We start from the raw sequence: 15250 nt of genomic DNA on the forward strand, positions 1-15250 counted from the left end.
GTCCGGAGTTACCGTGCCGCATCCGATACCAAATGCTGGGAATTCTTCGTTGAGACTCTTGATCACCGGAGGCGCCGGGTTCATCGGCTCCAACCTCGCCAGACTGGCTCTCGAGGCAGGGCACCAGGTGACCGTCATCGACGACTTGTCCACCGGCTACGAGGAGAACCTCGCCGGTGTCGACGCCCGCTTCGTGCGCGGCTCGATCCTCGATCCGGCCAGCCTGGCTGACGCTGTCTCGGACGTTGACTCCGTCGTCCACCTCGCCGCTCTCGGCAGCGTCCCGCGCAGCATCAAGGATCCGGTGGCCACCCACGCTGCCAACGCGACCGGCACCCTCAGCGTCCTGGAGGCTGCTCGGGCTGCCGGCGTCAACCACGTCGTGGTGGCCTCGTCGTCATCCGTGTACGGCCTCAACCCCGCGCTGCCCAAGTCGGAGCGCGAGTGGGTGCGTCCGATGAGTCCGTATGCCGTGACGAAGCTCGCGACCGAGCAGTACCCGTTGGCCTACCAGCAGTCGTACGGCATGCAGACCCTGGCCTTCCGGTTCTTCAACGTCTACGGACCCCGTCAGATGGCCGGGCACGTGTATGCCGCCGTCATCCCGGTGTTCATCGACGCGCTGATGCGCGGTGCGGCCCTGCCCATCAACGGTGACGGCAGCAACTCGCGCGACTTCACCTACGTCGGGACGGTGTGCAGGGTGCTGCTCGATGCCTGCGAGCGGCAGCTCTCGCACCCGGAGCCGGTCAACCTGGCGTTTGGGACCAACACCACGTTGCTCGAGCTCGTGCGCAAGATCGAGGATGCCGCCGGCTTGAGCGCTGACGTGGTTCATCGTGACCCGCGACCGGGAGACGTCAAGCACTCCCAGGCCGACAACACGGTGCTTCGATCGCTGTTCCCCACCGTTGAACCGACCTCGCTCGAGCAGGGGCTGGCCGACACCGTTGCATGGTTCAAGGAGACCCAATGAGCAGGAAACTCGTCGTTGTCGGACAGGGCTACGTCGGTCTGCCCATGGCGCTCCGCGCTGCCGAAAAGGGGTTCGCTGTCGTCGGGCTCGACACGAACGCCTCGGTGGTCGAGGCCCTCAACGCAGGCACGTCGCACATCGACGACGTGTCGGACGATGAGCTGAAGGCAGGACTGGCGGCGGGCTACGCCGCGTCGACCGACGCAGTGGAGATCGCTGATGCCGATGTCGTCGTGGTCTGTGTTCCCACCCCGTTGAGCAGCGACGGCGGACCGGACCTGGGCCCGGTCGAGGGCGCCGCGAGGGCCATCGGCGAGCACGTGCAGCGGGGCGCCCTGGTGATCCTCGAGTCCACGACCTATCCGGGCACGACGGAAGAGGTCTTCGCGCCGCTGATCCTGCGAGATGGCATGCAGGCAGGACGCGACGTGAACATCGCGTTCTCACCGGAGCGGATCGACCCGGGCAACGAGCAGTTCGGCGTGCGCAACACGCCCAAGGTCGTCGGAGGGCTGACGTCCGCCTGCACCAAGGCCGCCAGCGAGTTCTATCGCGAGTTCATCGACACCGTGGTGGAGGCCAAGGGCGCGAAGGAGGCCGAGATGGCGAAGCTGCTCGAGAACACCTTCCGACACGTGAACATTGCCCTGGTCAACGAGATGGTGCGCTTCTCGCACGAGCTCGACATCGACCTCTGGGACGCCATCGACTGCGCTGCGACGAAACCGTTCGGCTACATGGCCTTTCGCCCCGGTCCCGGTGTCGGGGGGCACTGCATCCCCGTCGACCCGTCATACCTGAGCCACCGCGTGAAGGCCCAGCTCGGCTACGCGTTCCGCATGGTTGAGCTGGCCGAGGAGATCAACACCGCAGCCCCCCTGTACGTCGCCAACCGCGTGTGGCAGGCCCTCAACGAGCGTCGCATCGCGGCCAACGGTGCCAAGGTCCTCTTGCTGGGGGTGACCTACAAGGCCAACATCTCGGACCGCCGGGAAAGCCCCGCAGATCCTTTGGCCAAGCGGCTGCTCGAGTGGGGCGCCGAGGTCTCCTACCACGACCCGTACGTCAGCAACTGGCACGTCGAGGGCACCGATGTCGAGCTGACGGGTGAGACCGACGTCGACGCGGCGGTCAACGGCGCCGACATCGTCGTCCTGTTGCAGGCGCACTCAGCGTTCGACCTCGACGCCTTGGCGAGCGCGGCGAAGTCCTTCCTCGACACCCGTGGTGTGGTCAAGAGCCCCGAGGTCATCCGCCTCTAGCGTCTTCTCGACGACATCGGTTTGGGGTGAGCTGCGCTCAGCCCTCGCGGGCGCCCACGGGTGCCGGCCTGGCATCGGGCGCCTCGGGGGCAGAGGTGGCGCCACGACGCCAGCGGGCCGGGAGGTGCTTGGCCATCATGGCCGGGCGCTCGACCGCGAACCAGCTCGCGACCGCGAACGGGGTCGTCGCGAGGATCGAAGCGACGATGAAGCCGACCAGGCCCAGATCCCTCAGCCCGGCCAGGATGAGCAGCTGCTGGACGGGGAACGCGTAGAGGTACATGCCGTAGGAGAAGTCGTGCGGCGCACCCACCCGCTGGAACACCTTGGGCGCCGCCGCGCCGGCATACAGGAGCAAGTAGGCCAAGGGCAGGGGACCGAGAGGTTCGCCGACGTGGAGCAGGCACGCGAGGAGCAGCGCCACCGCGGCAACCACGGCACCCTTACCGGTGAGGTGCACCCGGTCAGAGAGGCGGAGCAGCATCATGCCTGCCACGAAGTAGGGCACCAGGAGGGTCGCCTGGTAGATCGGCCCGGCAGCAGGCCCGACGAGGTGGACGCCGAGCGTGACGGCGGTCGCTCCGACGAAGGCAGCAACCGACACCCAGGAGCGCCGCCACAGGATCGCGAGCCCCAGAGCCAGCCCTACCGCGATGTAGCAGAGGACCTCCCACTTGAGCGTCCACAGCGAACCGTTCCAAGAGCCGGTCAGCGGAGCACCGGCGAGCGTGCGATCGTCGATCGACGAGCCGCCGACCATGTCCGCCGAGCTGAGCACGAACGTCGTGGCGTTCGATACCGACCAGCCGCCACGGACCGTGCCGCCCAACCACGCCGCAACGAAAGCGGTGAACGCCAGCGCGACCCAGTAGCCGGGGAAGATTCGTAGGAACCGTCTCCACGCATAGCTGATCAGGCTGCTGTTCAGCCGGCTGTGCGAGATGAGGTACCCACTGATGGTGAAGAACCCTCCAACAGCCAGCGTGCCGAGCTTGATGTCGCCGAGGTGGGGTTCCGGAGCCAGCCCGGAGATGGGAAAGGCGTGGGACACCATGACGAGAGTTGCCAGTAGCAGCCTGATGGCGTTCAGGCTGTTGTGGCGCAGGTCGAGGCGTTCGGCCGCGGGCGACATCGGTAGTCCTTACGTTGGGGAGCCGGCCCAAGTGTAAGAGGTGTGGGCGCAGTGATCGGACGAGTCGGTCAGGGCGAATGAGGTAGTCTGCGCGGGATTCCATTCGCCAGCTGGAGAGACACAAACGTGAGCCATGCCGCCCTCCAGCCGCTCCGCGGGCACGGGAACGGCGTTCAGGACGAGGGAAAGCCGGAGGCGTCTGCACCGCGATCGAGCCTGAACCTGGATGCGTTCCTGGCGGGACTCTGCTTGGCCTTGATCCCTTTCGGCGGCACGGTGGTCGAGGTCCAGGGCCGCGGGCTGATCATCCCGTACTTCGCCCTTCCCATGATTCTGTTGACGGCGAACCTGATGATGCGCGCTCTGATCCCGCATCTGCCGCAGTACCCGATGCTCCGCCGCAACATCGCGATGTCAGCCGTCCTGGTCTTCCTGCTCTTCGTCGCTCAGACCCCCCACGGCCTCGGCGGGGTGAGCGGATACGCCTTCGCCATGTTCGTCGTCGGTACCGTCGGCGGAATCTCCGTGGGCACCGTGTGGGCAGTGTCCTCGAGGCGAGTCGGCTGGGTCGACCTCGGTGCGACCTTCTGCCTCGTCGTCACCGTCGTCCAGCTCGCCACGCGCTTCGCCGCAGCGGGGAGCCCGTCCGGTTTTCACCGGGCAGCGGTGCTCTCGTGGGGCGGGTCGAACTTCATCGCCGGAGTCACGGTCGTGCTGTCCCTGACGCTGGCGTCGCGGATCCGCGAGCTGGGCTATCGCGCCGTTCTCCTGGCAGTGCCCATCGCGGGGATCGGGGTAGCCGCGCTGACCTTCTCGCGGGGAGCGCTCATCGCTGCTGCGGCCGGCCTGCTGGTCCTGATGTGGAACGTGGGCAACACCTCTGTCGGCCGCAGCTTCCTGCGAACTGTCGGCGTGATCGCCGTTGCGGCGGCGTTCCCCATCATGCAGTTCATCATCGCGACGCGGTCGGCTGGTGGGTATGACCCGAGCCAGAACCTGAGCATCCGCTACGTCCTGTTCAAGTACGCCTGGCAGGACTTCGTGTCCTCCCCGTTGATCGGGACCGGCTGGCTGGCCCTGCGCGACGCAGGTCTCTTCACCGTCGAGGTCTCCTACGCCCACAACGTGATCCTGTCCTTCCTGCAGATTGCGGGGGCTTGCGGGGCCGTCTACATCGTGGTCCTCCTCCGCGACAGCTACCGGGGACTGCGTCGCAGCCCGCTCACGGGCGGTGCGATCGTCGCGGCGCTCGCCATCTCCATGTCGGACCCCTTCTTCGAGGGTGGCGTCGGCGCGCTGGTGGCGTGGGCCGCCATCGCCTACGCCCTCGCCCGTCCCCTTCCGGCCGATGCCGACCACCCCACGCAAGACGTCCCGTGAGGGGCACGGCGTGGCAGAGTCGTTGGGTGCGCATCTGGGCCAGGGACGTGCTGCTCAACGGGCTGTGCGGGTCCGTGGTGCTGCCCCGAGGGCTGCGATGGCGCGCGATGCGGCTGCTCGGGCTGGACGTGGCCCGTTCGTCGATCAACGCCAGGTGCTTCTTCGGCGGGAGTGACGTCTCGATCGGCCTCGGCACCTTCATCAACTACGGCGCCTTCATCGACAACGCAGGCCCAGTGCGAATCGGTGCCCGCGTGTCGATCGGCCCGAACGTCAGCATCATCACCGGCACCCATGCGATGGGCGACGGGGATCGTCGAGCGGGTCAGGATGTTAGCCATCCCGTGGTGATCGAGGATGGTGCCTGGATCGGGGCAGGAGCAACGATCCTGCCCGGCGTGACAGTCGGCCGAGGTGCCCTGGTCGCCGCTGGTGCACTCGTGACGCGTGATGTGGCCGCTCACTCCCAAGTCGCAGGGGTGCCCGCTGAGCTGGTCAAGCAGTTACCACCGCTGCTGGCCTGAGGGTTCCAGAACCTAGGGGTTTGGCTCCATCGGAGGCGTCGTGAGGACCTCGGCTGGGGACAGCTGGCGGCGTGCGACCCATGCCCTGCGTGCGAAGACAGCCTGCATCGCGACGACCAAGGTCTCTGAGACCAGGACTGCAGCCGCCGCCCCCGTCGCTCCGTCGCGGTGTGCCAACCAGAACAACATCGGCACGCCCACGACGGTGGCTGCGACGCGTGATGCGGCTACCGAACCGGTGGCCCCGAGGGGAGCCAGGATGTGGAAGCTCAGCGATGCGCTGAGCGCGTAGGGGATGCACGCGGCCCCCGTCAGGACCGCCAACAGCAACGAGACCTGCGCCGAGGTTCCGAACAGGACACCATCGAGCAGGGGCGCGAGGATGGCGACGAGTGCGGCTGTCAACAGCCCGATGGCGCCGTTGACAGCGAGCGCCCAGCGCATGCGATGGGCAGAGGGACCGCCCTCTCCACGCGACTCGGACACCCATCCCTGAAGAGCACTCGTGCTGGAGGCCGGCGCCATCTGGGCCATGGAGCGGATCCGCAGGCTGCCTGCGAAGTCAGCTACCTGGGTGAGGGCGGTGCCGGAGAGCTTGCTGATCGGCACCGCCAAGCCGGTGTAGCCCGCCCCGACCACCGCCGAGCTCGCCACCACGGCGTTGTGGCGCATTCGCCGCCACGAGCCGCTGGGCATCCTGAGCCCGTCGCGATGGGGAGCGAGGATCCGCTTCGCTGACACTGCTGCACCCCAGATGGATGACGCGAAGATCAGAGCGGGGTAGATCAGGGCGAGGTGCGAGATTGCCACCGCGGGGATCGTGAGCAGGGTGGCGACCAGCTTGGGAAGGGCCTCGTAGCTGAAGATGCCGCGTGGTTCACCCCGACCGATGTAGTACCAGTTCGAGGCGAGGCCACTGGATGCCGTGGAGACGCACATCGCCCCCGCCAGCACCCGGTGCCCGGGTGGCGAGAGCAGTACCGATGCGAGCGCGCCGACAGCAGAGATGGGGACAGCCATCACCAGCCGGGTGACAAGGCTCTCCCAGAAGACGGCGGCGGCTTGCGGCTCCGAGACGTGCGCAACCCTGCTCGGGCCGACCATCGTCCAGGCCAGGTTGACGGCTATCGCGCACGCGGCCCCCACCGCGTAGCCAATGGACAGACCCACCCAGCCCTCGACCCCGATGAGGCGAACGACCACCGGCAGGACCAGGATCGGGGCAGCGGCAGTGAAGAGCTGCAGCGCACCGAAGCTCATGAGTCGCTTCCAGGGGAGCATGATCGACCCTCAGATGCTGTCGTAGGCCGGAAGAGCGGGTTGACGGCCGAGCCACAGGGACCTCGCACCCCGCCACGACCCGATCAGGTGCCGCCGGTTGGGTGAACCCGAGAACGGAATGATGACCAGTCGCAGGACCAGCGCCGCGGCGCACAGCCTGCGCGCTCGTCGAGGTGCCATCCCGAGTGTCTGGAGGTAGCCGGACGCAGACCAGGCAGCCACCGGCAGGACTTCGGCGAGGTAGCGGCCGCTTGTCGATGACCGGTCGTGGCGCACGGAGGTGCCCTCGGAGAAGACGATCGAGGCGCCGGCGAGGGCAGCCCTGTGTCCGAAGTCTGCATCTTCGAACGTGTAGGGCATCCGGTCGTCGAACCCGGCCAGCTCGTCCCAGAGGCCACGACTCACCAGAGCGAAGCTGAACGGCCTGAACTGGTGGCGTGGGTCTGGCTCGCCACCAGCTCGCCGCGAGCGACGGCTGAGCCGAGCCAGCACCGGCCCGAGCAGGGACACCTCACCCAAGGTCGCCCGCACCGTGGGGATCCGTTTCGGGGACACCGGGTCCAGGTAGTGCAGGACGCGTGCCTGCCCGCTGCCCGCCAACACCGGTGCCAGGTGTTCGTGCAGGTGCTGGGCGTCGAACTCGACATCGTCGTTGACGATGGCCAACCACTCCCAGTCGAGGTGCGCCGCGCCCACGCTGACCGCGGCTCCGAAGCCGGGGTTGGCTCGCGGCGAGACGTGCGGGATGTCGGTTCCTGTCAGCGCTCGGTCGAGAGTGCTGCCGGTCACCACGACGAGGGGCTCGAAGCCGGCAACGCGCAGGTCGGCGGTCAGCTGCTCGAGGCCGGCGACAGTCCCGGACAGCGAGGGGATGACCGCAAGGGCCCGTCCTGCCGTTCTCATGGTTTCGTACCCCCGAGGGCGGACTGGTACATCGTCTCGTGGGCCTTCGCTGTCGTCTGGATGTCGAATACTGCGCTCGCCGCGCGGGCTGCGCCGGCAAGGCGTCGTCGGAGCTCCGGGTCGTCGCGAAGCCGCGTGATGTCCCGCCTCGCCTCGTCGTCCGAGCCCGGCGTGTGCAGCAGTCCAGCCAGGCCGACGGTGTCGGTCAGCCCGTCCAGACGGGGAGCAAGGACGGGCAGGCCACAGGCCATCGCCTCCGCGGCCGCGAGCCCGAAGCCCTCGTGGCGCGAGGTCACCAACAAGGCGTCGGACTGGGCCATGAGGTCAGCGATGTCAGATCGGATCCCCAGGACGCGCACGCGGTCTTCCTCTGCGTGATCGCGCAGGTCCTGGTCCACCTCGGCGCGCAGGGGCCCGTCCCCGACGAGGGTCAGCTGGACCCCCGAGAGCCCGCGCACCAGGCGAATCGCCCGTAGTGGGTCCTTTCGTTCGTCGAGGCTTCCCACGACAAGCAGTCGCAGCGGCCGCCCGTCGGCGCTCCGGGCGTCTGTCTCGTGTGCAGTCGATGCTGGGCGGAAGCGGGACAGGTCAATGCCGTTGTCGATGACCTGGACGGGAGTCCTGACGCCCAGGTCGGCGAGGTACTGACGGGTCACCTCACCGACGCCCTTGCTGATGGCGACCACGCGGTCATGGCGGCGGTACGCGAACCTTTCGGGTGCGCGCAGGGCGGTACGCCCTCTCCGGCGGTTTTTGGTGCTGTGCTCGGTGTAGACGTGCACAGCCCGGTGTCGGGTCACTGCGGACCAGTACAGCGTGGGAAAGAGGTGGGCGTGCACGACGTCAGCACCGAGGACGGCGCTGCCGAGTCGGCCACGGATGCGAGGGTCCCGCAAGGGCAACTGCAACGGGGTGACCAGGTCCCGGGCAACGGCATCCAGCCATGGAGGGCTGTCCGCCGTGCTCGCACCCAAGGTGACGATCGAGGCGTCGTGGCCGAGGTCTCGCAGCGCCGTGGTCAGGTCGACGACGAGGCGTTCGGCGCCGCCCGTGTCGAGGTTGTTGATGACATGTCGGATCTTCACCGGTCGACTGCCTCGTGCAGGGCAGGCGTCACGCCGCGGGGCCTGGTGGCCCCCGCCTGGCAGTAGAGATCCTCGAGGGCCTCCCAGATGACCTCTCCTGAGAACTCCTGTCGAGCACGGACCTCGGCCTGGGCGCCCATCCGGCGCCGGGCGGTGGGGTCCAGGGCCAGACGGCTCAGGGCCTGCGCCAGGGCCTCGGCGTCCCCGGTCGGCACCACGAGCCCGGTCACCCCGTCCTGGACGCTGTCGATGGCCCCGGTTGCGGTCGTGGTCACCACGGGCAGCGAGGCCGCCGCGGCCTCGAGCACGACGTTCGGGAAGCCCTCCCGATGGGTGGGGAGGGCCAGCACGTCGGCCAACGCAAGGATCTCGTAGATGTCGTCGCGCCAACCCAGGTGGATGTGGCGCTCTCCCAGCGTGGACAGGGCGGCTTCGGCCTGATCGTCCTCGACGTCCCCCTGGGTGACGAGCACCGCGGTGGACAGTTCGGGATGCCTCATGGCCGCGCAGAGCTCGTGAACTCCCTTGTCCCGTCTCACCCGGCCGACGAAGGCGACGACGTAGGCGTCATCGGCCACGCCAAGGCTTCGTCGCTGCGCCTGGCGGTCGACGGCTGCGACACCGCGGGCGACCCGCTCGCAGTCGACGCCGTTGCTGCTGCCGCTCGCGATGACGATCGGGACGTGTCCGGCGGTGAGGCGCAGCTTGCACAGCTCATCGCTCAGGCTCGGGCTGACGGCAACCACATGGGTGGCCGACCACGACGAAATGCGTTCCATCATGGTGAGCACCTTGCGCCGCAGTCCGGACTCGGACTCCAGGCGCAGTCCGCGGACCAGGTAGATCCGCACCGGTACCCGCGTCAGCCTCCCGGCGAGCAGGGCGAGGAGGGCCGCCTTGGGCGTGCTGGCGTTGAGGACCATGGGTCGCACGCGACGCAGCAGGAGGATCCACTGCACGAGCGCGCGCAGGTCCCGTGCGACGTCGATGTCCCGCGCCGTGGCCAGCTCGACGACCTCCACACCTTCACGCTCGCGAACGGCGTCGAGGCCCCGGCCGGGTGAACACGCCAACGTGACGGCCCAGCCGCGGCCACGCAGGTACGCCAACTGGCCGCGAAGGAACGAGTAGGCCACGGAAGGCACCGTCACGGCATACACGACCGAGCTCTCGTCACGTGCCCGACGGCCCACCTTTGCCTGCGGCGACAACCGTGGGCGAGCGGCGCCGGAGGGACGACGCACCGCCTGGCCCAGAGCCGACCATCCCTCGGGGCCGACGGGCGGCGTCCAGCCCGCGGCGGTCAGGGCGCTCGGAGCCTGGGCTTGGCCGAACCACAGCATCTCCAACCGTCGAGCGTGCGGCCCCAGGGGCGCGTACCCATGACCGGCAAACCGCACCGCGCTGATGACGGTCCGGGCCACCGCGCGCGGTAGGACGCGGATCCGACGCGCGCCGAGATAGGTCAAAAGGCTGTGCGTCGTCAGGCCCTCCCACGGATGGATCACCACGCCCACCGGGGCTTCTTCTCGGGTGAGGTAGGCCACTGCAGCTGCCACGTTGTCGAGCAGGGCCTGCGGCGTCGGGGAGTCCACAGGCTGCACCACACTGGCCAGCGGGCTGCGGGCGATGCGTGCGAGGGCGCCCGTGATGCGTCGGTCTGGCGCGTGGACACTCGGCGGACGGTAGATCACGAGCTCGCCGGGGTTGTGAAGCGACGCCACCACCTCACCGGCGATCTTCGACTTCGAGTATGCCGAGAAGGCCAGGACTGCATCACTCTCGTCCAGCGTGGGCGCGTTGCCCTGGACCACCGCGCTGCTGACCTGGACGAACCGCGGGACGCCCGCGACTGAACACGCTTTGGCGCACATCCCGACGAGGACCGCGTTCGCGGCGAGCAGGTCGAGCGCATCGGTCGAGGACGCGTCAGGGACCCCGGCGGCGTTCACGACCGCGTCGCACCCGCTGAGCTCGGCCGCAAGGAGGGCGACCACGTCATCGCGCGCGGCCACTTCCAAAGAGACGTCCGACGACTGCACGCTGAGCCTCGGGGCCCGGATCGGAACGGCCAGGTCGCCTTGGTCCGCAAGGGCCTTCACGACTGCTCCGCCGACGAAGCCCGAGGCGCCCAGTACGGCGACCCTGCGCGGGCTCCGCTTGCCAGCTGCCACGGCAGGTGGCATCGAGGTGTGGGGGGAGGTCATGTGGCTAGCGAGTCCTTGTGTGGGCCGCGTGCCCGACGGCGCGGGGTGAGGTGAGGTAGACGGCACAGACCAGCACAGTAGCCGCCAGCGCGAGCCCCACCGGCAGTCGCCACCAGGCCAGCGCCACCCCCGCCGACAGTGCCGCCGTGAACGCTGCGACAGCGAGGTGGGGCAGCCCGCCGACGGAAGTGAGCTGTTGGTAGACGTGCTCGCGGTGGGCGTCCGTGAGCTTCTCCCCTCGTCGAGCCCGCCGGACGAGCGCCCAGGCAGTGTCCAGGCCGTACAGAACGAGAGGGGCGCAGACAAGGAGCGCAAGCCGGGCGTCGTGCGCCCAGGCCGTCAGCACGCCCGCGGCAACCAAACCGCCGAAGAGGTAGCTGCCGACGTCGCCGAGGAAGAGCCGCGCTACAGGGGCGTTCCAGGGCAGGAAGCCGAGGGCAGCCCCTGCCGTGACGCCGCCCAGGACCCAGAGGGCCGGTAGACCCTCGTGCCGCCCTGCGAGGAACGCCACGACGCCCCACACGGCCATGGTGAGCGCCGTGATGCCGTTGATGCCGTCCATGAAGTTGACGACGTTGACGACCGCCGCGGTCACGACGAGGCCGAGCAGCAGGCCGGGCCAGCCAGCGACACCCGCCCCGATGACCGAACCGGCCACGCACTGACCGGCGAGGCGCGGTGCGGCGGGCAGAGTCAACCGGTCATCCGCGAAACCCAGCAGGGCCAGGGCGACACAGGCCGCGACGGACGTCCAAGGGACATCGACGTCGCCGACCGCGCCGACGACCCACGCCACGAGCACCCCCGCGAGGCATGCCAGACCGCCACCGCGAGGTACTGGCACGGAGTGCGATGAGCGGTGGTTGGGGACGTCGAGCCACCCCAGCCGGCGCATCAGCGAGCTCACCGTGGGTGCCAGACCTCCCGTCACCAGCAGGGCAACGAAAGCGAGGATCACCGAGTCATTCGCCACTCAGGGCGCTGACCGACAACGCCGCCACGGTCTCGCGACGCATCCAGTCCGCGGCCTGCTGATGGCTCGACGGACGGGCTGCCAGCACGTCGGATCTCCCGATGGAGGGCACGTCGACGCTGGAAACCAGGAGGTGGCTGGTGGGCTTGCGGTCCTCCGACGGGGAGAAGAGCTCCTCACCCATCTTCTCGCCGGGACGTAGGCCGGTGAAGACGATGTCGATGTCGCGACGTCGGGACATCCTGATGAGGGTCTTGGCGACCTCGACGATCTTCACCTGCTCGCCCATGTCGAGGACCATGACCTCCCCGTCGCGGCCGATGGAAGAGGCCTCCAGCACCAGCTGGCAGGCTTCCGGGATCAACATGAAGAAGCGTTCGACATCGGGGTGCGTGACCGTGATCGGGCCCCCGCGCTCGATCTGGGCCGTGAAGGCGTGCACCACTGAGCCCCGGGAACCGAGCACGTTGCCGAACCGCACCGACACGTAGCGACCGGGGAAGCGGTGGGAGAAGTCCGCGGTGATCCGCTCGGCCAGGCGCTTGCTGTAGCCGAGGACGCAGATCGGGTTGGCAGCCTTGTCCGTGGAGATGTTGACGAAGGTGCCCACCCCGACTCGGGAGGCGGCTTCGAGGACGTTCAGGGTGCCGAGGACGTTGGTCTTCCACGCCTCGAGGGGGTGCGACTCGAGCAGCGGAAGGTGTTTGAGGGCTGCCGCGTGGAACACGATGTCGGGGCGAGCCCGCTCGAAAGCCTCGCTCATCGTGTCGACATCACGAATGTCGGCCAGCACGATCTCGTCGCTGTCGAGCAGGCCGTTGCCGTGCAGGCTCAGCTGGGTCGACTGCAGCCCGGACTCGTCGCGGTCGAGCATGAACAGCTTGGCCGGACCGAACCTGGCAATCTGGCGACACAGCTCCGAGCCGATCGAGCCGCCGGCGCCGGTGACCAGGATGCGCTTGCCGGCGATCTGCTCGGCGATGACCGCCATGTCGAGCTCGACCGGACGCCGGCCCAACAGGTCGGCGACGTCCACGTTGCGCAGGTCGCCCGCCGTCGGTCGACCGCCGATGATGTCCTTGACCGGGGGAAGGGTGAGGACCTTGAGTCCGGCGTCCTCGCCGAGCGCGGTGAGCTCGCGGATGGTGCTGGCCTCGGCCAGCGGCAAGGCGATGACCAGGGTCTGCGCGTCGTACTTGCTCGCGATCTTGCCCATGTCGTCGCGCGACCCCCGCACCTTGACGCCTTCGATGCGCAGCCGGGCCTTGGCGCGGTCGTCATCGAGGAGCGCGACCGGCTGGTAGCCACTGCCGGCGTCGCGGATCAGGCTCCGGGTGAGGCGGCGGCCGGCCTCGCCTGCGCCGAACACGATCGCCCGCTGTTCCTCAGGGGCGTTCGCGGCCTTGCTGGTGCGCATGGTGCGGATGATGAAACGGGCTGCGAACATCCCGAGCATGGCGAAAGCCGGAGCGGTGAAGGGCACGCTACGGGGGACCGGCCCGAGGTGCAGGCCGAAGACCAGGGTCAAGAGGACCAGGGTCGTGAGCAGCACCGTGCGGCCCACGTCGTAGGTCTCCTCGAACGAGCCGCGGTCGTGCCCGACCGCGTAGGGGCCGAAGAAGGTGCCGAAGGCGAGGTGGGCGACCACGGCGCCGACGGTGAACCACACCAGTGGGAGGGCGATGGTCGGCGCCAGTTGGAGGTCGTACCTCAGCCAGGCGGCCATGAAGACGGCGACGACCCAGACGGCTGCGTCGACGAAGGCCCACATCCAGCGGTTCACGCGCTCACGGCGTACGCGACGGACGGCGGACATCCGGTCTCCTCCCGTTGCTGGCCGGCCCAAACGATCGTGAGTTTAACGCCATTTGGGTCAAACCTCTGACACCACGACCTCTCGGACACGCATGGAATTGAGCCAATTCTGCAGGTCAGTGGCCATTCCGAGGCGGCTGGGTGTGAATTGCAACCAAACGGCGGAGCGGCGGATCGGACTTCCGCGGGTCCTCACCCCGGTCAGCTCAGGGACGCGTAGAACTCGCGGCAGGCGGCATACGTCGGAAGCAGGCCCTGCTCCCTTGCCTCGGCGAGGGAGGGAGCAGCCTGGTCCTTGGGGGAGAGCAGGGGCGCCTCCATCCCGTCCGGCAGCGTGAGCCCGACCTCCGGGTCGAGAGGGTGTATGCCGTGTTCCCGGCTCGGCGCGTAGGGCGCGGTCACGAGGTACATGGCCGTCGTGTTGTCCTCGAGCGCGGCGAACGCATGGCCCATCCCCTCGGGGAGGTAGACCGCGCGGCGGTCCACGGCGTCAAGCACCACGGAGTCCCACTGGCCGAACGTGGGGGAGCCGACCCGGATGTCGATGATGTAGTCGACCAGCGAGCCGGTCAGCGCGGTGATGTACTTCGCCTGCGAGGGAGGCACGTCGGCGAAGTGGATCCCTCGCACCGTGCCACGCGACGAGACCGAGACATTGGTCTGGACGATCTGCGGACGGTGTCCGATGGCCTCTGCCAGCAGGTCGCCGCGAAAGGACTCGAGGAAGACGCCTCGGTCGTCGGGGAACAGCCGCGGGGTGATTTCGAAGGCGTCGGCGATCTTGAGCGGACGGATCTCCACTAGAGCGTTCCGCGCTTCTCTTTGAGCAGTCCCGCCATGTAGGTGCCGTAGCCACTCTTCTCCAGGGATGCGGCAAGGGCGGCGAACGCGTCGTCGCTGAGCCAGCCGTTGCGCCAGGCAACCTCCTCGACGCAGCCGATCTTGTGACCCTGGCGGGCTTCGACGACATGGACGAAATGCGCTGAGTCCATGAGGCCTTCGAACGTGCCCGTGTCGAACCACGCCGTGCCGCGCGGCAGGACGGTGACCGAGAGGTCGCCACGCTGGAGGTAGGCGTCGTTGATGCCGGTGATCTCGAGCTCGCCCCGGGGGCTCGGCTTGAGGTCGCGGGCGATCTGGACGACGTCGTTGTCGTAGAAGTACAGCCCGGGCACTGCGTAGGAGGACTTGGGCTGCTCCGGCTTCTCCTCGATGGACAGCACCTGGCCGTCCGCCGCGAACTCGACGACGCCATAGGCCGACGGCTCGGTTACGTGGTAGGCGAAGATGTGGCCACCGCTCACCTCGGTGTTGGACCGCAGTGAGGTGCCCAGCCCGGTGCCGTAGAAGATGTTGTCGCCCAGCACGAGGCCGACCGAGTCGTCGCCGATGAAGTCGTCGCCGATGATGAACGCCTGGGCGAGCCCGTCGGGGCTGGGCTGCGCGGCATAGGTCAGCTCGATGCCCCACTTCGAGCCGTCCCCGAGGAGCCGCTGGAACTGGCCCTGGTCGTCCGGCGTGGTGATGATCAGCACCTCGCGGATGCCCGCCATCATCAGCGTCGACAGCGGGTAGTAGATCATCGGCTTGTCATAGACCGGCATCAGCTGCTTGCTGATGCCAAGCGTGATCGGGTGCAGTCGCGTGCCGGAGCCGCCGGCCAGGATGATGCCCTTCATGGAGCACGACCCTACTGCGATGACGCCGGTCAT

At 68.4% G+C, this 15250-nt stretch carries 13 protein-coding genes; 4 read left to right on the forward strand and 9 right to left on the reverse strand.

Features of this window, described 5'->3' with window-relative positions:
- Positions 1 to 49: 49 nt before the first annotated feature.
- Both EAH86_RS12435 and EAH86_RS12440 read left to right on the forward strand, forming a co-directional pair.
- On the forward strand, positions 50 to 976 hold the full coding sequence (locus EAH86_RS12435) for an NAD-dependent epimerase/dehydratase family protein (RefSeq protein WP_140741176.1): 927 nt from the start codon (positions 50 to 52) through the stop codon (positions 974 to 976).
- A complete protein-coding gene (locus tag EAH86_RS12440) occupies positions 973 to 2238 on the forward strand; it encodes a nucleotide sugar dehydrogenase (protein WP_140741178.1) in 1266 nt (421 codons plus the stop codon). The genes EAH86_RS12435 and EAH86_RS12440 overlap by 4 nt, the downstream gene beginning before the upstream one ends.
- Before the next feature lie 37 nt (positions 2239 to 2275).
- On the opposite strand, the gene EAH86_RS12445 is transcribed toward EAH86_RS12440, so the two are convergent.
- Positions 2276 to 3370, reverse strand: a complete 1095-nt coding sequence (locus EAH86_RS12445) for an acyltransferase family protein (RefSeq protein ID WP_140741180.1) — start codon at positions 3368 to 3370, stop codon at positions 2276 to 2278.
- A gap of 249 nt (positions 3371 to 3619) precedes the next feature.
- On the opposite strand from EAH86_RS12445, the gene EAH86_RS12450 reads away from it, so the two are divergent.
- Positions 3620 to 4750 carry an O-antigen ligase family protein gene (locus EAH86_RS12450; RefSeq protein WP_140741182.1) on the forward strand — a complete coding sequence of 377 codons (1131 nt, stop codon included), beginning with the start codon at positions 3620 to 3622 and terminating at the stop codon, positions 4748 to 4750.
- Positions 4751 to 4776: 26 nt separating this feature from the next.
- Complete coding sequence (locus EAH86_RS12455; RefSeq protein ID WP_140741184.1) at positions 4777 to 5274, forward strand: acyltransferase; 498 nt, start codon at positions 4777 to 4779, stop codon at positions 5272 to 5274.
- Between the two features lie 12 nt (positions 5275 to 5286).
- On the opposite strand, the gene EAH86_RS12460 is transcribed toward EAH86_RS12455, so the two are convergent.
- The 8 genes from EAH86_RS12460 to rfbA all read right to left on the reverse strand — a co-directional run bounded on the left by EAH86_RS12460 (position 5287) and on the right by rfbA (position 15217).
- Positions 5287 to 6555 (reverse strand): lipopolysaccharide biosynthesis protein, encoded by a 1269-nt coding sequence (locus EAH86_RS12460; protein ID WP_140741186.1) that lies wholly within the window; start codon positions 6553 to 6555, stop codon positions 5287 to 5289.
- Between the two features lie 9 nt (positions 6556 to 6564).
- The gene (locus EAH86_RS12465; RefSeq protein WP_140741189.1) at positions 6565 to 7458 is read right to left on the reverse strand and encodes a glycosyltransferase family 2 protein; all 894 of its coding nucleotides are present in this window, start codon (positions 7456 to 7458) and stop codon (positions 6565 to 6567) included.
- Positions 7455 to 8543: a glycosyltransferase gene (locus EAH86_RS12470; protein WP_161988646.1), complete on the reverse strand. Its 1089-nt coding sequence runs from the start codon at positions 8541 to 8543 to the stop codon at positions 7455 to 7457. Before EAH86_RS12470 ends, EAH86_RS12465 begins: the two co-directional genes overlap by 4 nt.
- Positions 8540 to 10750: a glycosyltransferase gene (locus tag EAH86_RS12475; protein WP_140741193.1), complete on the reverse strand. Its 2211-nt coding sequence runs from the start codon at positions 10748 to 10750 to the stop codon at positions 8540 to 8542. Before EAH86_RS12475 ends, EAH86_RS12470 begins: the two co-directional genes overlap by 4 nt.
- Positions 10751 to 10754: 4 nt before the next feature.
- The gene (locus EAH86_RS12480) at positions 10755 to 11708 is read right to left on the reverse strand and encodes a glycosyl transferase (protein WP_140741196.1); all 954 of its coding nucleotides are present in this window, start codon (positions 11706 to 11708) and stop codon (positions 10755 to 10757) included.
- 4 nt (positions 11709 to 11712) lie between these two features.
- Positions 11713 to 13539 (reverse strand): polysaccharide biosynthesis protein, encoded by a 1827-nt coding sequence (locus tag EAH86_RS12485; RefSeq protein ID WP_140741199.1) that lies wholly within the window; start codon positions 13537 to 13539, stop codon positions 11713 to 11715.
- A 200-nt stretch (positions 13540 to 13739) separates the two neighbouring features.
- The gene (locus EAH86_RS12490) at positions 13740 to 14339 is read right to left on the reverse strand and encodes a dTDP-4-dehydrorhamnose 3,5-epimerase family protein (protein WP_140741202.1); all 600 of its coding nucleotides are present in this window, start codon (positions 14337 to 14339) and stop codon (positions 13740 to 13742) included.
- Positions 14339 to 15217 (reverse strand): glucose-1-phosphate thymidylyltransferase RfbA, encoded by an 879-nt coding sequence (gene rfbA / locus EAH86_RS12495; RefSeq protein WP_140741204.1) that lies wholly within the window; start codon positions 15215 to 15217, stop codon positions 14339 to 14341. The genes EAH86_RS12490 and rfbA overlap by 1 nt, the downstream gene beginning before the upstream one ends.
- Between the last annotated feature and the right edge of the window lie 33 nt (positions 15218 to 15250).

Source organism: Pedococcus bigeumensis, assembly GCF_006438965.1.
Classification (GTDB): domain Bacteria; phylum Actinomycetota; class Actinomycetes; order Actinomycetales; family Dermatophilaceae; genus Pedococcus; species Pedococcus bigeumensis_A.